This is a genomic window from Pseudomonas sp. SJZ074 (assembly GCF_007828215.1).
GTDB lineage: Bacteria > Pseudomonadota > Gammaproteobacteria > Pseudomonadales > Pseudomonadaceae > Aquipseudomonas.
On record NZ_VIUE01000017.1, the window covers coordinates 14,563 to 32,846 of the forward strand.

Consider the following 18,284-nt stretch of genomic DNA (forward strand, 5'->3'; position numbering starts at 1 on the left):
CCCATTGAGTGGTGAAAGCGCTGCCAGCAGCAGATCGTGGTGTCGTCTCTGCTCAATAAACTAGCAAGGCGGCCCTGAGGGGATATGCCGTTCTTGAGGTCGGTGAAGGAGAATCTGCTGTATATCGAGTCAACTTCACGAGAACGTAATGCAGACCGATTCGAGACAACGCTGCGCCAGGATCACGCGCTTGCTGCATGGGGCGATGCCAGCATCAGTCGGCATTCAAGGGACGAGGCCACCCGTGATATTTGCCGAAATTGATGGTGAATGGCGTTCAGTACTTTTTCGCCTGGTCCGTAGGCTGTTCTTCAATGGCTGACTTGTTGTCATCTCCCATGGCCTTGCGGAACCCCTTGATCGTGTCGCCGATATCCGAGCCCAACCCCCTCAGGCGTTTGGTGCCGAACAGCATGATCACGATCAGCAGGATGATCAGAAACTTGCCGATACTGATGCCGCCTATTCCCATGATGTGTGCTCCGTAATAAGTGGTCGATGGATCGGGGAAGGATGAAGGCTCACGCCAGCGTGGACATGACGGCGTTGTATCATCGGGCCTTTCGCCCCAGGCCGAACCTCAATGGTGCCCGCGGATCAGTATCATCCGCGGGCACCCAACACTGTTCGTGTTATTTGACGACGTAGAGCTTGCGAACGTAGACGGTGCTCTTCCAGGCGCATGGAACGCCTTTGGGCACAAATACCGTATCGCCGGCGTTGACCACCAGCTCACTGCCGTCCGCTGCCTGCAGGGTGACGCTGCCTTCGATCAGGTGCATCAGCTCATGCAGCTTGTGGGGGCGCGACCGGCGCGTATAGGGTGTCGAATCCCAGACGCCAATGAGCAGATTGGTTGGTTCTTCGACGAACATGCTGTGTGAGCGGCATTGCGGTGTCGGGCTGAGCAGAATCTCGGCGTCCGGGGGATTGGAGGGGGAGAGCGTGGCGAGCGGGTCGAGCAGCGTGAGACCTGGACTGCGCTCACCGATGCTCTGGATATCGGCGCAGAACGCCCAAACGGCGTCCCCTTGCACCTCAACCCGCAGCGGCGAGCCGCGGCCGATCACGGCGCTGCCGCCGGGGCCCAGATCAAGAGTACTGTCATGGCTCTGCAGGATGACTCGTCCGGAATGGACCACGATCATTTCGGCATAAGGATACTCATCGATGTTGAACTGGCCGCGGGCCTCGACCACCCCGGCGGTGATATCTCCCGGGCTGGTATAGGCGGTTTTGCGCTGCGCGCCGAAAGGATCTCCGGCGCCCAATTGACCAGGGATAAAGGTAGTCGAGACAGGGGTGCCATCGGCGCGAGCCAGCAGCACTGAGGTGGGTTCTGACATCTGGGGTTCTCCAGGTAGGGTAAGTAGGGGAGTCGTGTGGCCGTCAGCCAATGGCCTGGCTCACCAGGGCGAATTGCTTGACGCCGCCGACGGACTGAGGGGGCGTCCCGCGTGCCATCTGCGCAACCTTGTCGACCTGTTTCAGACCCGCTGCGTCGAGCCAGTCGGACAGGCCGCAATCCGCCGGAGTATCAATACGGAAGAACTGATCCGGTACCCGTGCCAACAACGTAGCTATCAGGTGTTTGGCCTGCTCCGGATTCTGCGCGACGATCGGTCCGACGCAGTGGCCTCGGCCAAAGGGGCGCAGGATGGCGAATGCGCGAAGTTGGCCATCGCGTTCGATACCGACCGCGTGTTCGACGACATCGGACAGATCGTTGAGTACGGTTTCCCGGTCCAGACCGCTGCCGGCATTGGCCAGTTCGAGTAGGCGAGCCCGGTCGGCGACGGTCAAGGGCCGACACTGTTCACCGGCTGACAGGGCAGGGGGATCGATGGCTTGCGCCTGGCCCTGATGCTGCAGGATGTGACCGAACTCGACAAAGCCCTGGCTGATATAAAGCGGGGCACCGGCCAATGTGGCGTTGAGGATAGCGGTGCGTGGCGTGCAGGCCTCCAGGGCCAGATCCATCAATTTGCGCCCGATGCCCTGGCCTTGGTAATCATCACTGACGATAACCAGGCCGATAGTGGCATAAGCGCCCTGTGGGCAAGTGAATGCCGTACCGATCAAGCGATCGCCATCCTCGGCGACGAAGCCCTCGGCGATGCGCTGCAACATGGCCCAATCCTCCAGGCGGTGAGGCCACTTCAGTCGGACCGACAAGGCGTGGGCTGCTGTTACATCGGCGGCGGTCATCGGACGGTAGCGATACGATGGCTTCTGCGAGACGGACATGGCAGATCTCCATTAGGGGTGGGGACGGTGGCAAATTTCACCGGCGATGGAGGCTATATCCCACTTGCCACGAGGCCTGACAAGGGGGGCGGGTCAATTCGGCAGATTCCCCACGCGAGAGCTTTTCGGGCCCAATTTTTTACTTAAATGAGACCCGTTGGCAGCAATAAATACTTGGAAAAAAAGGCGCCCGGATGGGCGCCTCAAGGCTAAGGAGCGTGGAGAAAGCCTTCAAGAAAACCGGTCGACCCACGAGAGAGAAAAGCCGACTGGGAAAATCGCTACAGGATGCTCAGCGGATATTCGACGATCAGCCGCACCTCATCCACATCGCTGTCAAACGAGCTGGAGCGATGGGTGGCTTGGCGCAGGCGCAAGGACAGGTCCTTGGCCGAGCCCGACTGGACCACGTATTTGGCTTCGATATCGCGCTCCCATTGCTTCTCGTCGTCGGCTCCGGCACGGAAATAGGCACCGTTGGGATCGGCCTTGGTGAAGTCGATCTGGTCACCCTTGACGTAGCGGGTCATGAGGCTCAGGCCCGGAACCCCGAAACTGGCCATGTCGATGTCGTAGCGGATCTGCATGGAGCGCTCATTGGGACTGTTGAAGTCGGAGTACTGCACCGAATTCGCCAACCAGATCGAGTCGACACCGATGTAGTCGAAGGTTTCGTCGCCATCAATCTTCTGGTAGGCCAGGCTGACCTTGTGCGGGCCGAAGGTGTAGGCGGCTTTGGCCGACCAACTGGTGGTGTCGATCTTGCCGGCGCGGGCTTGCCCCTCGTCGTTGGTCTTGTAGGCGCTCAGGCCGAAGTTCAATGACTGCTTGTCGGCCAACGGCAGGGTGTAGGAAGCGCTGCCGAAGTACTGGCGCCAGACCTCTTCGGCTCTGCTGGTGTAGGCCATCAGGCGCAGGTTATCGCTGACCTTGTAGGAGCCGCCGACGAAGTCGACGCTGTCGGCTTCGACACCCGCATAGCTGGTGACCAGCTTGTCATTGGAGTTGGTCGAGTTCCTGCCGTTGTACGCGGTGAAATGACCGGCCTCGAGGAAAAGATCATCGAACTCTTTGCTCGACAGCTGGAAGCCGGTGGCCACTTCCGGCAACAAGCGGTTGTCACCCATGGCGAATACCGGGGCGGTCGGTCGCTGTTCGCCGTACTTCAGCACAGTGGAGGAGATGCGCATTTTCACTGCACCACCGAGCTCCCCGTAGGAGTCCGGCACATCAGCGTCGGAGGTTCGGTTGTTGCTGATCGGCAGCAGGCCGTTGCCGACCCGACCGCGGCCGGTATCCAACTTGATCCCGCCGTAAGCGAAGGCATCAGCACCGAAGCCGACGGTGCCCTGGGTGAAGCCTGATGCGAAGTTGAGCATGGCACCCTGTGCCCACTCTTCACGGTAGCCATTGCGTTCACTGGCCGGCTTGGCGCCGTTGGTGCCCTGACTGTTGCTGCCGCCGTTGCGCAAGTCGCGGTTCATGTAGAAGTTGCGGTTGAGCAAATTCAGGCTGCTCTCCTCGATAAACCCCTTGGCTTCCTCCTGCTGGCCGGCGACGGCCAGTTGCGAGGCCGTGGCAGTGACGGCCAGGGCGAGACAGCTGTGTTTCACGACGTTCATGGGGTAACTCCATTGGTTTTTTTATTGGTTTTCGTTGCCCTTACGGTGGACAACGCGTCTGCGGCAGAACCGGCTCCTGGGCAAACCCGCGAGAATGAAGAGCCCTGCCGGCGACCTCGTTGCATTGGCAGTCCGTCCTCTGTTGCCCTGGGAGCGGTGGCTGTATCGCAGCTGTCGCCAGGCCTGACAAGGGGCTGAAAGTAATTCGGCAGATTGCATAAAAGATGGCGTGACAGACCGCATCTACGGCTCGAATCGAGGGCAACGCCGGCAGCAAATGTCGGCTGGTTTTTCGGGGATAGAAGCTTGGTTGTCGCCTGGCCGAATAGGTTTTCACCGTTCTGGGGAGCAGTGCATGTCTGGTTTTTTGCGGGGTAGGTGGTTCTAACGGACAAAAAAAAGCGGGAACAAAGCTCCCGCCAAACAACGAAGAACGATTGTCAGAAGTCGGAGACCTTGCCCCAAACACCTCTGTTCAAACGGGCAAGTGAATATTGAGTGTGGTCCACAAACGGCCGCGTACCGGACGCGAGTTCGGCAATCAGGCGCCCGGCACCGGGGCCGATGCCGAAGCCGTGACCCGAAAAGCCGGCCGCCAGGATGAAGCCGGGCAGGTTCTGTGCTTCGTCGATAACCGGCACACCGTCGGGAGTGCTGTCGATATAGCCTGCCCAACCTGCCTGAATGGGCACGCTGCCCAGGGCGGGTAACAACCGACGTGCACGGGCAAGGGTTTCTTTCAGGATGGCATCTGAGGGGCGAGGATCGAGGATACGAATGCGCTCCATCGGTGTAGGTCGGTCGAGCGCCCATTTGCGGCGCGTCTCGTGTCCATATTGCCAACCTTGCAGATCACCGGGCGAGAGCATTTGCCAGCGCTTGGCGAACATCGGCAGAAAGTACGATGAGAACCGAAGCTGCTGTGGCGTCGGATCCACGCAGGCCCGTCCGGAAATAGCCAGCGTATAGCCGCCGTCCCCGCGCCGGGTGACGGTCACATCGCTGGTATGCAGCGTGTCGGGAAGCCCCTGGGCCCCCGGCATGACCGACATGATGCTCGATCGCACCGACGCCTGGGGAAAGCGAATGCCGAGCTGGGCACAGAAGGAAGAGGCCCAGGCGCCGCCAGCCATCACCACCTGACGGGTCTTGATCACGCCCTTTTCCGTGATGACCCCCGACACCCGTCCGGCTTCGGTCTCGACGCCGCGGGCTGCGCAGAATTGGTGTATCGAGCCGCCATGCTTGATCACGCCCTTGGCAATCAGTGGGGCCGCCCGCGATGGGTCAGCGATGCCGTCGGACGGCGAAAACACGCCCCCCAACCAGGGCTTGCCGGTGGCAGCGCCGCGTTGCGTGGCTTCGGCGCCGCTCAGCATATGAGTCGTGACGCCCTGGGTGAGCGCGAAGTCGCGCCATTTGGCCCAACCGTCCAGTTCGGCCTGGCTGTCCGAGAGATAGAACAATCCACAGCGGCGAAAGCCCAGGTCCTCGTTCAGGTCAGCGGTGATCTCCTCCCAGAGCGCGAGACTTCTGGTCGATAACGGCAGCTCGCGGGCGTCGCGGTTCTGCTGACGGCACCAACCCCAATTGCGGCTGGATTGCTCGGCACCTATGCGGCCCTTCTCGATGACAGCAACGCTCATACCCTGACGGGCCATGAAATAGGCGGCGCATACGCCGATGATACCGCCGCCGATGACGACAGCATCGGCGCTTTGCGGCAGCTGCGGTGTGGACGCAATGGTTATCAAGGGGGCCGGCATTCTATTCTCCTGAGCCTGGAGCCTATGGGTTTATCGCTTTGTAGTGAGCAATGCAGCCATTGCCATTGTTGATCCCATAGTAGACATCTGGACCCGAGAGGACTGCCGTATTGGATGTGCGCAATCGCAGGATCGGGCGTTTTCGGAGGGGGGGTCGAAAGTTTCTGCCGTGTTGACCGGAATGATCCATGCGGCAGGCACAGTGGCCTCAGCAGCGAATGTTCCATCCGCCACTTACTGCTTGTCTTTGGGAGCGTTAGCTTTCGTCGCAGAGAATGAAAAAGGCCGGAAGTTGCTTATTTCCAGGGTATCCGGAATTTTCTGCTGAGCGCTCGGCAGCATAATGATTACAGGCAAACGGGTAATGCACTCTCGTTGAGCTCGCGCCTGAGCAGGGTGAGCAGACTCGGCTTGGGAGCCTGTGCGTGAACCTGACTGATGCTCATCCAATCACAGCGAGTTGGTGTAGATGAAAACATTGCTTCTGACTAAAGAAGAAGTCGGCAAATTGATCTCCATGCAGGAAGTCATCGGTACGGTGGAAGAAGCGTACAAGGCCTTCTGCAGTGGACAGGTGATACAGCCTGACTACATCGGCATACATCTCCCGGCGCCTCGCGGAGAAATCGACTTCAAGGTCGGTTACTGCAAGAGCAACGAAATGATCTCGATGAAAGCCTCTTCCGGAGGCTTTCTCGACAATCCGACGGCACACGGCGTGCCTAATGGCATGGGCTCCATTCTCCTGTTCGATGCCAGGAGCTGCGCGCTGATCTGCGTCATGGACGGAAGTCTGCTCACCGGTCTCCGGACGGGGGCGTCGGGGGCCGTTTCAGTAAAGGCGTTGGCAAGGAAGAACGCGAAGAAAATCACCACCATCGGTACAGGGAACCAGGCCCGGATGCAGATCCGGGCCATCAGCCTGGTGATGCAGATCGAAGAGATCCATGCGTGGAGCAGAAACCCCGAGGCGCTCGCCCGATTCAAAATGGATATCGAAGGCGAATTCGACATTCCAGTGATTCTGGCCGACTCGAAGAAAGAGGCCGTCGAGCAGGCCGATATTCTGATCACGACCACTCGTGGCAAAGGCTCCCTGGTGGATGCGAGCTGGGTGAAACCTGGAACCCATATCGTCGCCATAGGTACGGATATGAAAGGCAAGCAGGAGCTGGATCCTGAAATATTCAGGCACGCCAAGATTGTCAACGACTCGATCTCACAGTGCATCGAAAAAGGCGAAACCTGGCATCCGCTGAACGCGAAGATCATCACCCAGGACGATATCCATGGTGAGCTCGGCGAGATACTGCTGGGCAGAAAACCTGGCCGGGAAAACGATGACGAAATTACCATCTTCGATTCCACGGGCATGGCCATACAGGACAATACCACTGCCGAAAAAATCTACCGCAATGCGCTGGAAAACAAGGTCGGGACTTTTTTTGCGTTCCTTTGAATTGTGATTTTTCGACAGTACGGAGAGAGAACATCCATGCGTGACTATCCAACCATCCAGGACATTCGAGAAGCCCAGGAACGGCTGAAACCCCATGTCAGACATACGCCGCTACTGCGTGCGGAGAAAATAGAGAAAGCGGCGGGTTGTCAGCTCTACCTCAAGCCTGAAACCCTGCAGATCACCGGGGCGTTCAAGATTCGCGGTGCGTTGAACAAAACGCTCTCGATGCCCAGGGAGGCGATCGCCAACGGCATCATTGCCACGTCTTCCGGCAATCACGCCCAAGGGCTCGCCTACGCTGCTCGCATGCTGGGTGTGAAAGCATTCCTGGTGCTTCCGGTTACCACGCCGAAAATCAAGATCGCCAATACGGAAGCCTTGGGTGCCGAGGTCATTCTGTTCGATGGCGACAATTTGGCACGCTGGAAGAGAGTGTATGAAATTGCCGCAGAGAACGGCTATACAGTCGTCCATGGCTTCGAAGACCCTGTGGTGATGGCCGGTCAGGGAACGATAGGCTGCGAGATCCTGGAGGATCTGGAGGATGTGGACACGGTCATTGTCCCAATGGGCGGTGGCGGTCTGATTTCCGGCATCGCCACCGCAATCAAGGAGACCAAGCCATCGGTGCGGGTCGTCGGCGCGGAGCCAGCGCTGACCCCCAAGTACTATCACAGCCGATTGAACAAGCAGCGCACCACGCTTCCCTTGAAGAACACCATTGCCGACGGCTTGCGGTTGAGTGTGCCGGGGCAGAACCCCTATCCCATCATCGAGCGCTACGTGGATGAGATCGTGCTGGTCGAGGACGAGCACATCATTCAAGGCATGCGTGTCCTGGCCAAGGACGCGAAACTGATCGCCGAGCCCGCCGCTTCGATCGGCATCGGCGCGCTGTTGGCGGGCGTCGTCAAGGTCAGGCCGGATGAAAAAGTCTGCGTGGTATTGACCGGCGGCAACTGGGACCTGTGCGACCTTGCCGAGATCTACCAGGCTGGCGAGTAAACCTTTCGACACGCGCGGTGGATAGCCTGCCTGTGAAGCCGTAGAGGTATCGCGAACTGACGCTGACGAACGCCCCTTCCTGATGGAGGGGCGTTTTTTTTCTGAATCAGAATGGGGCAGCCGTTCTATCCGGGCTCGGCAACGTGGACCGCAGATCCTGTCAGACAGGCTTCGGATCGAAAAGGAATCTGCCTGAGTCTCACCGCAATAGAGCATTTCCGTAGGGCTGATATTCATAGACTTGTAGTCACCAACTGTCATCCACATCCAGGAGATCGACCAAGTGACCTACAAACCGAAATACATCAGTTTTGATTGCTACGGAACGCTCATCAACTTCGAAATGGGTCCGACGGCCAGAAAGCTTTTTGAAGATCGTGTTCCGAGCGATCGGATGCCGGCTTTCCTGCGCAGTTTCAGCTTCTACCGCCTGGATGAAGTGCTCGGCGAGTGGAAGCCATTCTTTGACGTCGTTCAGAACGCCATTGAGCGCACCTGTAAGAAGCACGGTGTCGAGTATCGTCCTTCCGATGCGCTCGCCTTGTACGAGGCTGTACCGACCTGGCAGCCCCATCCGAATGTCGTCGAGACGCTGACGGCAATCGCTGCGCATATCCCGCTGGTGATCCTGTCGAACTCGATGGTCGATCTGATTCCCCATAGCGTCGCTCACCTCAAGGCACCTTTCCACGCGGCCTACACCGCCGAAGAGGCCCGCGCCTACAAGCCTCGGGCGCAGATGTTCGAATACATGTTCGATCAACTCGGCTGCGGACCCGAGCAGATGATGCACGTCTCATCGAGTTTTCGTTATGACCTGATGACGGCCTCGGATCTGGGGTTCATGGCCAAGGCCTTTATCGATCGTGGACACGAGCCTGCGTGTGACGGCTATGGTGTTGATCGGTTAACCGATATTCGCCAACTTCCCGGCTTGCTTGGCCTCGACTGCCTGGCCCAGGCTCCCGCGATGAAACGGGGCGCGTGATGGAGGAGAATCCCCCGATTACGGCTGCTGCGTTGAGCACGGCAGTACCCAGCCTTGCCCCGGACGAAGTGGGAGCCCTGGTCCGGTGTCTCTATGGTATCGATGGCCGTGTCAAGTCCCTGGTGGGCGAGCGCGACCAGAACTGCCGCATAGAGACCGACGACGGCAGGCGTTACGTCGTCAAGATCAGCAATCCATCCGAGCCGGTTTCGGTGGTTGATTTCCAGATCGCGGCGCTTGAACACATTGCCCGCGTGGCGCCCGAGCTGGTGGTGCCCCGCGTGGTGCGCACGCTTGGCGGACAGGCGCGTGACGCTGTAATGCTGACCGACGGGGGTTGGACCACCGTGCGGATGCTGACTTATCTCGACGGCGTCCAGATCCGGGATACCGTGCGGACCGCCGCACAGCGTCGGGCGATGGGGACGTTGCTGGCCAGGCTGAACCTCGCGCTGCGGGAATTCACCCATCCTTCGGCGACGCATGATCTGCTCTGGAACGTTTGCGCAGCACACCGGCTGGCAGCCAGGCTTAGTGATATCGTGGACACCCCGCGTCGCGCGCTCGCCGAGTCGTTCATGACGCGTTTCACCGAGTATGTCCTGCCGCATCTGGCCTCGGTGAGGTCACAGGTGATCCACAACGACTACCACCTCTACAACGTGCTGGTCGCCCCTGAGGATCACGAGCGCATGGTGGGGATCATCGACTTCGGCGACATGCTGCATGCGCCACTGGTCGGTGAGGTCGCGACGGCGGCGGCTTTCCACATGAGCGGCACAGCCGACCCGTTCGAGGGGGCGGCGCAGTTCGTCGGCGCCTACCATGCGGCGCTGCCGCTGAGCGAGCTGGAGCAGGAGATCGTCGCCGACCTCATGGCCACGCGTCATCTCATCACAGTGTTGATTTCGGAGTGGCGGGCCAAGCGTTACCCCGAGAACCGGGCCTACATCATGCGCCACAACCCGGCAGCATGGGAGGCGTTGTCCCGGATGGCCGATCTTTCCCGCGCCGAGGCGCGCGACCGATTACTGACTGAAGTACGAAAAGGACAAGCCGATGAAAAGCACCACTGACCTCAACATGGTCAACGCCTATATCCCCGGGCGCGCCAACCTGAGCCCCGTCACCACGGCGATGATCGAGCGACGTGACGCCTTGCTCGGTCCGGCCTATCGGCTGATGTACGAACATCCGTTGCACATCGTGCGCGGCGAAGGTGTCTGGTTGATCGATCCAGAGGGCCGTCGTTACCTCGATGTATACAACAACGTCGCGTCACTCGGGCATTGTCACCCGGCGGTGACCGAGGCGATATGCCGGCAGGTGCAGACTCTCGCGACCAACACCCGCTATCTGCATGACACGATTCTGGAACTGGCCGAACGTCTGGTCGCGACCGTACCCGAGACCCGGCTTGCTCACCTCATGCTGACCTGCACGGGCAGCGAGGCAAACGATCTGGCCTATCGTATCGCGCAGGTTCGCACCGGTGGCACGGGCGTAATCGTGACCGAAACCGCTTATCACGGTTTCACCGATGCGGTGTCGAAATTTTCCCCGTCACTCGGCGTGACGGTCGATCTCGGTGCGCACGTTCGCCTGGTCCCGGCGCCGAGCCTCTATCATGCCGAAGGCGCTGACCTTTGCGATCGCTTCACCCGCGATGTCGAGGCGGCGATCGCCGATCTGCAGCGTCACGGCATCAAGCCGGCGGCACTGATTGTCGATTCGATGTTCACCAGCGACGGCATCCTTCCTGGACCAGCGGGCATGTTGAAGGGCGCCGTCGAGGCGATCAAGCGGGCCGGCGGCCTGTTCATCGCCGACGAGGTCCAGCCCGGCTTCGGCAGGACGGGCGAGCATATGTGGGGCTTTCAACGTTACGCCATCAACCCTGACATCGTTACCCTGGGCAAACCGATGGGCAATGGACAACCTATCGCAGGACTGTTGGCCACCGCTGACGCGCTGGCGGAATTTGGCCAGAACTCTCGCTACTTCAATACGTTCGCCGGCAACACCGTATCGTGCGCTGCGGCATTGGCGGTGCTGGACACTCTCGAGAAAGAAGGGCTGGTGCAGCATGCGGCCAAGGTCGGGAAGATCCTGCGCGACGGCATCGCAGAACTCGCCAACCGGCATGAGGCTATCGGTGACGTGCGCGGTGTGGGCATGTTCGTCGGCGTGGAACTGGTCTCGGATCGAGTAACGCGAGCGCCCGACCGAGAGCTCACTACGCGGGTGGTCAATCGAATGCGCGACAAGGGTGTCCTGCTCAGCGCCTGCGCGAAGGGGCATAATGTGCTCAAGATTCGCCCACCGCTGGTGCTGTCCGTGGAACAAGCCGGCATGGTGGTCGAGGCGCTGGACGAAGCGCTGGCCGTAGCACAATCTGCAAGAACGCGGTAACCGGCACGGCATTAAAGGTAATCGACATGCGATTTTCAGCTTCCCTTGACCCGTTCGATATCAAGATTCTTGTGCATCTTCAGCGAGAGGGACGCTGTTCGAACGTCGACCTGTCGGCGGCCGTTGCCCTCAGTGAGAGTCCGTGCCTGTTCCGTACCAAGCGACTTCAGGATGCCGGCGTTATCCAGGGCTATCGCGCGGTGGTAGCCCTGGATAAGTTGGGCAGTCACGTCATGGTGTTCTCCGAAGTGACGATCGACAGCCATCGGCCCAGCGACTTCCGTAAGTTCGAAACAGGGGTCGACAAGTACCAGGAGATCATCGAGTGCTACAACGTGAGTGGCGGCTACGATTACCTGTTGAAGATCGTGGCGCCCAGCATTTCCTGTTTCCAGGCGCTCATGGACCGGTTGCTGGAAGACGATATCGGGATCGAGAGATTTGCCAGTCGAATCGTCTTGAGGCAGCCGCTCGATCAGCGCGGGTATCCACTGAGCACTATCGCAACCGGAAAGCCGAGTTGGGATTGATCGATATCACCAGTTGATGGATCGGTTCTACTGTTCTGCCGGGCGGATTTTCTCTGGTAATCCCGCTGCCGGGGCGCAGAGTACCTGGGAATGCCCTGCGCTGAAGCGCTCGGCAAAGTCTGCTGAGTAGGACTGGCAAAATGGTGGGTTATACCAGGCAGGTCGCGCTTTTAACGCCATATGCTGGTTGCTCGGTGCTGTAATGAAGTCGTGGTGCTGCGACGCACTGTCGCTCCTGAAGCGGGGGCCGGTGCCGTCGACAGCACGTTCATTAACGAACTTCCAGGACTGCCCACATGAGCTTTCTGCGCCCCAAGTACATCACCTTCGACTGCTACGGCACGCTGACCAACTTTCAGATGGGCCCCCTGACGCGCGAGCTGTTCGCTGACCGCGTGGCCCCTGAGCAGATGGACCAGTTCGTCAAGGATTTCACCGCTTATCGCCTGGATCAGGTGATGGGCGACTGGCTGCCTTACGACGAAATTCTCAAGACCGCCATGTCGCGGTTGTGCAAGCGTTGGGGCATCGAGTATCGCGGCGAAGGCCAGCTTTACTACGACGCCGTGCCGACCTGGGGCCCGCATCCCGACGTAACGGCCGGTCTGGCGAAGATCGCCGACAAGATTCCCCTGGTGATTTTCTCCAACGCGATGAACGAGCAGATCACGTCCAACGTCGACAAGTTGGGCGTGCCGTTCCACAAAGTCTTCACCGCCCAGGAAGCCCAGGCCTACAAGCCACGTCTGCAAGCCTTCGAATACATGCTCGACAACCTCGGCTGCGGTCCGGAGGACGTGATGCACGTGTCCTCGAGCTTCCGCTACGACCTGATGCCGGCCGAAGACATGAAGATCAAGAACAAGGCCTTCGTCGCCCGTGGTCACGAGCAGCCGGGCAACGCTTGCTACAACTATCGTCAGATCGCCGATATCGGTGGACTGGCAGGCCTGGTCGGTCTCTGAGTCACTGCCGTCACTTCACTCCGGCCGGGCGATTGCGTCGCCTGGTCGGAGTGCGTCGGACGGGTAATTGTTTGCCAATGCCCAATTAGGATTTTCCCGCGCCAAGGTGATTTCATGAGCGATAACAAAACCAAACACAGCCGGCCGCTACGCAGCGCACGCTGGTTCCGCAAGGATGACCTGCCTGGCTTCGTACACCGCTCGACCTTGTCGACCGTCGGCTGGAGTCGTGAAGACCTGATGGAGCGTCCTGTTGTAGGCATCCTGAACACCTGGTCCGACATCAACCCATGCAATCTCAACCTTCGCGCCCTTGCGGAAGAGGTGAGGGTAGGGATCCTCGAGGCGGGCGGCATTCCATTCGAGGCTCCGCTGATGTCGCTTAGCGAGAACATCATCAAACCGTCCTCGTTTCCATTTCGAAACCTGCTTTCAATGGAGGCCGAGGAGTCCATCCGCGCTTATCCATTCGATGCGGTGGTGCTCCTGGGAGGCTGCGACAAGACTCAGCCGGCTCTGCTGATGGGTGCCGCCAGTGCCGGCGTTCCGTTTATCTTCCTGGGAAGCGGTCCGGCTACACCCAGGTCATCGACCGGCGGGAATCTGGCGAATGCCACCGGTGTCTGGCGTCTGGTCGACCAACTGCGTGCCGGCGAGCTCGCGGAAGGTGATTTCGCGACGTTCGAGCGAAGTGTCATGGGCACTGCCGGCCATTGCTCCGAGATGGGTACCGCCTCCTCGATGGCGGTCATATGCGAGGCGCTGGGGGTGTCACTGCCTGGCAGTAGCCTGGTTCCTGCGGTTGACCGTCGTCGCAATCAGATCGCTCGCGAGGTGGGGCGCCGTAGCGTGCGCATGGCCGCCGAAGGCAGCCCGTGCCCGAATGAGGTTCTCGATGTACGGGCCTTCGACAATGCCATCACGCTCCTGTGTGCGGTGGGCGGTTCGACCAACGCCATCATCCACCTGCTGGCTCTCGCCGGCCGCGTCGGTGTGCCACTGACCCTCGACCGCTTCGATGAGATCGCCAGGCGCGTACCGCTGATCGCAAACGTCCAGCCCGCCGGCGAACATCTGACCGAGCGATTGATGGCTGCCGGCGGCGTACCGGGTCTACTGAAGACCCTCAAGCCGTTTTTGCATCTGGACGCGCAGACTGTCGACGGACGCACGATGGGCGAGATCATCGAGACTGCCGAAGTCATTGATACCGAAGTCATTCGCGCGCTGGACAATCCGGTGAGGTCTGGCGAGGCGATGGTCGTGGTGAGGGGCAACCTTGCGCCGGACGGAGCGGTGATGAAGACCTGTGCTGCGGATCCAAAACTGTTTCGTCATCGCGGTCCTGCGGTGATATTCGAGGACGTACAGACGATTGCCGACCGGATCGACGATCCGGCGCTCGGTATCGACGAGAACAGCGTACTCATCCTGCGTAATGCCGGACCCGTGGGGGCGGCGATGCCGGAGTGGGGCATGCTGCCACTGCCGCGCCATTTGATGGCACGTGGCGTGCGCGACATGCTGCGTATCTCCGATGCACGCATGAGCGGCACTGCCTACGGTGCCGCAGTGCTGCACGTCTCCCCCGAGGCGGCCGTCGGCGGTCCGCTCGCCCTGGTGCGTGACGGCGACATCATTGAGCTGGACGTTGCCGCTCGCCGGCTGGAACTCTGCGTCGAGCCGGAGGAGCTCGAGCGCCGGCGCCAGGCGTGGCAGCCTCCGCTATCCCGGCACGTGCGTGGTTACCGCAATCTTTACAATCGACACATCGAGCAGGCGCATCTCGGCTGTGATTTCGACTTTCTCCGTGGTGCCGACGAAGAGACCCTCCCGGAAGGACTCTTCGACGGCTGGGTAGGCGGCTGGTAGGACTTATATATGAGCATTCTCTATCGATCCGATGCAGCGCGTGCGGCCGCTTGGGCAAACTACTTCGCCGAGCATGCCCCTGACCTCGACTTTCGTGTCTGGCCTGATACCGGCGATCTCGACGAGGTCGAATACTTGATCGCCTGGCAGGCACCGGCGGAGTTCATCGCCACCTTGCCTCGGCTAAAGGTTTTCTTCTCATCGGGAGCGGGGGTCGATCATGTCGATTTTTCCGCCGTGCCGGCGCACATTCCCATCGTCAGGATGGTCGAGCCGGGCATTATTAACGGCATGGTGGAATATGTCAGCCTGGCTGTCCTGGCCCTTCAACGTGACTTCTTCGACTATGTCGCGGCAAAGGCGGCGCGCGTCTGGAATCCACTCGAGGTTCCACCTGCCTCGGCCCGTACGATCGGTGTGATGGGGATGGGGGCTCTTGGTTGCGCCGTGCTGGCGCGGCTGGCGAGTTACGGTTTCCGCCTGCGCGGCTGGAATCGCTCCTTGCGCGAGATGGATGGCGTCGAAGGTTTCGCCGGCCCCGATCAATTGCATACCTTCCTTGAGGGGTGCGATGTGCTGGTCTGCCTGCTTCCGCTTACCCCGGCGACCAAGGGTATCCTGAACCGGGAAGTCTTTTCTGCGCTGCCTGCCGGTGCGGCGTTGATCAACGTCGGTCGTGGTCCGCACCTGGTCGATGCAGATCTCCTCGAGGCGCTGGATTCGGGGCGGCTGTCTCGTGCGATCCTCGATGTCACCGAGCCTGAGCCCCTGCCAGTCGAACATCCCTTCTGGGCGCATCCGCGGGTGTTCCTGACCCCTCATGTAGCGAGTATGACCCAGCCCCAATCGGCTGCGCCGATCCTGCTGGCGAACCTGCGTCGACACCAGCAGGGCGAACCGCTTTCGGGTGTTATCGAGCGTTCCCGTGGTTATTGAGCGGGTTTCGAGATACGCGTGAAGTGTGGGTCGCAAGTCGTAACAACGGCAACGGGTGCTTTCCTGGAAGGTGCCCGTTTTGTCTTTTTCCCGGGCGCATTTTCTGCGGTAAATCCCGCCTACACTTGCTTTATGAGCTGGAAGCAATGAGCCGCAAGGGTGCAGAGGGCCTGGAAATGCCCTGCTCTGAAGCGCTCCGCAAAGTCTGCTGAGTCTGGCTGGCAAAACGGTGGTTTATATCAAGCAGGTCGCGCTTTTAACGCCATATGCTGGTTTCTCGGTGCTGTAATGAAGTCGTAGTGCTGCGACGCACTGTCGCTCCTGGAACGGGGGCCGGTGCCGTCGACAGCACGTTCATTAACGAACTTCCAGGACTGCCCCCATGAGCTTTCTGCGCCCCAAGTACATCACCTTCGACTGCTACGGCACGCTGACCAACTTTCAGATGGGCCCCCTGACGCGCGAGCTGTTCGCTGACCGCGTGGCCCCTGAGCAGATGGACCAGTTCGTCAAGGATTTCACCGCTTATCGCCTGGATCAGGTGATGGGCGACTGGCTGCCTTACGACGAAATTCTCAAGACCGCCATGTCGCGGTTGTGCAAGCGTTGGGGCATCGAGTATCGCGGCGAAGGCCAGCTTTACTACGACGCCGTGCCGACCTGGGGCCCGCATCCCGACGTAACGGCCGGTCTGGCGAAGATCGCCGACAAGATTCCCCTGGTGATTTTCTCCAACGCGATGAACGAGCAGATCATGTCCAACGTCGACAAGTTGGGCGTGCCGTTCCACAAAGTCTTCACCGCCCAGGAAGCCCAGGCCTACAAGCCACGTCTGCAAGCCTTCGAATACATGCTCGACAACCTCGGTTGCGGTCCGGAGGACGTGATGCACGTGTCCTCGAGCTTCCGCTACGACCTGATGCCGGCCGAAGACATGAAGATCAAGAACAAGGCCTTCGTCGCCCGTGGTCACGAGCAGCCGGGCAACGCTTGCTACAACTATCGTCAGATCGCCGATATCGGCGGGCTGGCAGGCCTGGTCGGTCTCTGAGTCGTCATTTCTCAACCTATAAGGGGTTAGCCATGCGCAGTGAGTCCTATTGGCTCGATACCGCACCGGTGTTCACCGGGGCTCAGACCGGAGCGCTGCCGGCACGGGTCGATGTTATCGTCGTCGGTGGCGGTTTCACCGGTCTATCGGCAGCCCGGGCGCTGGCTCTGAAGGGCGCGAGTGTTGCGGTGCTGGAAGCTGGACGGGTGGTCGGCGAAGCTTCCGGGCGCAACGGTGGTCATTGCAACACCGGGGTAGCCCAGGACTACAGCAGCCTGGTTGCCAGCCTCGGCGCCGAGCAGGCTCGCGCTTATTACCGTGCCTATGAAAGCGCGGTCCAAAGCGTGGTTACGCTGGTCGAGCAGGAGCGGATTGCCTGCGACTTCAGGCGCAGCGGCAAGCTCAAACTGGCGGCCAAGCCTCAGCACTATGAAGGGCTGGCGCGGACCTGCGAGCTGATTCGCCGTGAGGTCGATTCCGAGGTCGAGTTGCTGTCCGCCGCCCAGGTCCGCGCTGAAGTGGATTCGGCAGAGTTTCACGGTGGACTGTTGCAACGCAATGGCATGCAGATGCATGTCGGGCGCTTCGGTGTCGGTTTGGCCGAGGCGGCGGCACGGCACGGCGCGCTGATCTACCAGCAGACCACGGTCCAGGGCTGGAAGGCCGAGGGCAACGGTTATCGGGTCGACACCAGTCGCGGCAGCCTGCTGGCCGGGCAAGTCCTGTTGGCAACCGGTGCCTGCCAGCATGGCGGGTTGGGTTGGTATCGGCGCCGGATCGTGCCGGTGGGCAGTTTTATCGTTGCCACCGAAGTATTGCCCGACGCGCTGCTCGACCGCCTCCTGCCGGAGCGTCGCTCGTACGTCACCAGCCGCATGATCGGTAATTACTTCCGGATAACACCGGACAACCGTCTGCTGTTTGGTGGTCGGGCACGCTTTGCCATGTCCGGCGGCAATTCCGATGCCAAGAGCGGCAAGGTGCTGCAGGCGGCGATGGCACGGATGTTCCCGCAGTTGGCCGAGGTCCGTACCGATTATTGCTGGGGCGGGTTGGTGGACATGACCGCTGATCGACTGCCTCGCGCCGGCCAGCATGGCGGTATCTACCACTCCATGGGTTATAGCGGCCATGGGGTGCAGATGTCGGTGCACATGGGGCAGGTGATGGCAGAGGTCATGGACGGCAAGGTCGAGGCCAATCCCTGGGGGGATCTGGAATGGCCTGCGATTCCCGGGCACTTCGGCAAGCCCTGGTTCCTACCGGCAGTGGGGCTCTATTACCGGCTACAGGACTATTTGCATTGAGGCTGTTCCTTGCACCGGGTTGTACGCAGGGACGCTGTTATCCGGAAACCGAGTTTGTTGCTTCACCGTCGTTTGCGTTACCAGGTCGCTCAGGCTTGACCGTGAGCATTGAGCCTTCTCA

General features: G+C 60.2%; 16 protein-coding genes. 11 read left to right on the forward strand and 5 right to left on the reverse strand.

Translation table 11 applies throughout. The features are described from left to right. Positions 1-277 precede the first annotated feature (277 nt). From tatA to FBX99_RS17600, 5 genes are all read right to left on the reverse strand, one after another. The gene (gene tatA, locus FBX99_RS17580; protein WP_144925558.1) at positions 278-472 is read right to left on the reverse strand and encodes a twin-arginine translocase TatA/TatE family subunit; all 195 of its coding nucleotides are present in this window, start codon (positions 470-472) and stop codon (positions 278-280) included. 160 nt (positions 473-632) lie between these two features. Beyond that, a complete protein-coding gene (locus tag FBX99_RS17585; protein WP_144925555.1) occupies positions 633-1,346 on the reverse strand; it encodes a cupin domain-containing protein in 714 nt (237 codons plus the stop codon). 43 nt (positions 1,347-1,389) lie between these two features. Continuing rightward, positions 1,390-2,247: a GNAT family N-acetyltransferase gene (locus FBX99_RS17590; RefSeq protein WP_145132332.1), complete on the reverse strand. Its 858-nt coding sequence runs from the start codon at positions 2,245-2,247 to the stop codon at positions 1,390-1,392. Positions 2,248-2,528: 281 nt separating this feature from the next. Continuing rightward, complete coding sequence (locus FBX99_RS17595; RefSeq protein WP_145132334.1) at positions 2,529-3,869, reverse strand: OprD family porin; 1,341 nt, start codon at positions 3,867-3,869, stop codon at positions 2,529-2,531. Between the two features lie 440 nt (positions 3,870-4,309). Continuing rightward, a complete protein-coding gene (locus tag FBX99_RS17600) occupies positions 4,310-5,635 on the reverse strand; it encodes an FAD-binding oxidoreductase (protein ID WP_144925544.1) in 1,326 nt (441 codons plus the stop codon). A 469-nt stretch (positions 5,636-6,104) separates the two neighbouring features. Here FBX99_RS17600 and FBX99_RS17605 point away from each other — a divergent pair, with 469 nt between their 5' ends. From FBX99_RS17605 to FBX99_RS17655, 11 genes are all read left to right on the forward strand, one after another. Continuing rightward, on the forward strand, positions 6,105-7,094 hold the full coding sequence (locus FBX99_RS17605) for an ornithine cyclodeaminase family protein (RefSeq protein WP_145132336.1): 990 nt from the start codon (positions 6,105-6,107) through the stop codon (positions 7,092-7,094). 36 nt (positions 7,095-7,130) lie between these two features. Then, positions 7,131-8,102: a threonine/serine dehydratase gene (locus FBX99_RS17610; RefSeq protein ID WP_145132339.1), complete on the forward strand. Its 972-nt coding sequence runs from the start codon at positions 7,131-7,133 to the stop codon at positions 8,100-8,102. A 283-nt stretch (positions 8,103-8,385) separates the two neighbouring features. Further along, positions 8,386-9,090, forward strand: coding sequence for a haloacid dehalogenase type II (locus FBX99_RS17615; RefSeq protein ID WP_145132341.1), 705 nt, complete (start codon positions 8,386-8,388; stop codon positions 9,088-9,090). Further along, positions 9,090-10,166 (forward strand): phosphotransferase, encoded by a 1,077-nt coding sequence (locus FBX99_RS17620; RefSeq protein WP_144925532.1) that lies wholly within the window; start codon positions 9,090-9,092, stop codon positions 10,164-10,166. The genes FBX99_RS17615 and FBX99_RS17620 overlap by 1 nt, the downstream gene beginning before the upstream one ends. Further along, positions 10,150-11,502, forward strand: coding sequence for an aspartate aminotransferase family protein (locus FBX99_RS17625; RefSeq protein ID WP_144925529.1), 1,353 nt, complete (start codon positions 10,150-10,152; stop codon positions 11,500-11,502). Before FBX99_RS17620 ends, FBX99_RS17625 begins: the two co-directional genes overlap by 17 nt. Before the next feature lie 26 nt (positions 11,503-11,528). Then, on the forward strand, positions 11,529-12,032 hold the full coding sequence (locus FBX99_RS17630) for an Lrp/AsnC family transcriptional regulator (RefSeq protein WP_145132343.1): 504 nt from the start codon (positions 11,529-11,531) through the stop codon (positions 12,030-12,032). A 296-nt stretch (positions 12,033-12,328) separates the two neighbouring features. After that, the gene (locus FBX99_RS17635) at positions 12,329-12,997 is read left to right on the forward strand and encodes a haloacid dehalogenase type II (protein ID WP_144925523.1); all 669 of its coding nucleotides are present in this window, start codon (positions 12,329-12,331) and stop codon (positions 12,995-12,997) included. 114 nt (positions 12,998-13,111) lie between these two features. Next, positions 13,112-14,869: a dihydroxy-acid dehydratase gene (locus FBX99_RS17640; RefSeq protein ID WP_144925520.1), complete on the forward strand. Its 1,758-nt coding sequence runs from the start codon at positions 13,112-13,114 to the stop codon at positions 14,867-14,869. A gap of 9 nt (positions 14,870-14,878) precedes the next feature. Further along, entirely contained in the window at positions 14,879-15,805 is a 927-nt protein-coding gene (locus tag FBX99_RS17645; RefSeq protein WP_145132345.1) for a glyoxylate/hydroxypyruvate reductase A, read from the forward strand. A gap of 382 nt (positions 15,806-16,187) precedes the next feature. Beyond that, complete coding sequence (locus FBX99_RS17650; protein ID WP_145132347.1) at positions 16,188-16,856, forward strand: haloacid dehalogenase type II; 669 nt, start codon at positions 16,188-16,190, stop codon at positions 16,854-16,856. 32 nt (positions 16,857-16,888) lie between these two features. Further along, complete coding sequence (locus tag FBX99_RS17655) at positions 16,889-18,163, forward strand: FAD-binding oxidoreductase (protein ID WP_144925511.1); 1,275 nt, start codon at positions 16,889-16,891, stop codon at positions 18,161-18,163. The last annotated feature ends 121 nt before the right edge of the window (positions 18,164-18,284 follow it).

Excerpts from the sequence above, each read along its gene's own strand:
- FBX99_RS17585 (WP_144925555.1), bottom strand. The coding sequence starts at position 1,346 with ATGTCAGAACCCACCTCAGTGCTGCTGGCTCGCGCCGATGGCACCCCT.
- FBX99_RS17610 (WP_145132339.1), top strand. The coding sequence starts at position 7,131 with ATGCGTGACTATCCAACCATCCAGGACATTCGAGAAGCCCAGGAACGG.
- FBX99_RS17635 (WP_144925523.1), top strand. The coding sequence starts at position 12,329 with ATGAGCTTTCTGCGCCCCAAGTACATCACCTTCGACTGCTACGGCACG.
- FBX99_RS17600 (WP_144925544.1), bottom strand. The coding sequence starts at position 5,635 with ATGCCGGCCCCCTTGATAACCATTGCGTCCACACCGCAGCTGCCGCAA.
- FBX99_RS17645 (WP_145132345.1), top strand. The coding sequence starts at position 14,879 with ATGAGCATTCTCTATCGATCCGATGCAGCGCGTGCGGCCGCTTGGGCA.
- FBX99_RS17590 (WP_145132332.1), bottom strand. The coding sequence starts at position 2,247 with ATGTCCGTCTCGCAGAAGCCATCGTATCGCTACCGTCCGATGACCGCC.
- FBX99_RS17630 (WP_145132343.1), top strand. The coding sequence starts at position 11,529 with ATGCGATTTTCAGCTTCCCTTGACCCGTTCGATATCAAGATTCTTGTG.
- FBX99_RS17650 (WP_145132347.1), top strand. The coding sequence starts at position 16,188 with ATGAGCTTTCTGCGCCCCAAGTACATCACCTTCGACTGCTACGGCACG.
- FBX99_RS17655 (WP_144925511.1), top strand. The coding sequence starts at position 16,889 with ATGCGCAGTGAGTCCTATTGGCTCGATACCGCACCGGTGTTCACCGGG.
- FBX99_RS17640 (WP_144925520.1), top strand. The coding sequence starts at position 13,112 with ATGAGCGATAACAAAACCAAACACAGCCGGCCGCTACGCAGCGCACGC.
- FBX99_RS17595 (WP_145132334.1), bottom strand. The coding sequence starts at position 3,869 with ATGAACGTCGTGAAACACAGCTGTCTCGCCCTGGCCGTCACTGCCACG.
- tatA (WP_144925558.1), bottom strand. The coding sequence starts at position 472 with ATGGGAATAGGCGGCATCAGTATCGGCAAGTTTCTGATCATCCTGCTG.
- FBX99_RS17620 (WP_144925532.1), top strand. The coding sequence starts at position 9,090 with ATGGAGGAGAATCCCCCGATTACGGCTGCTGCGTTGAGCACGGCAGTA.
- FBX99_RS17625 (WP_144925529.1), top strand. The coding sequence starts at position 10,150 with ATGAAAAGCACCACTGACCTCAACATGGTCAACGCCTATATCCCCGGG.
- FBX99_RS17605 (WP_145132336.1), top strand. The coding sequence starts at position 6,105 with ATGAAAACATTGCTTCTGACTAAAGAAGAAGTCGGCAAATTGATCTCC.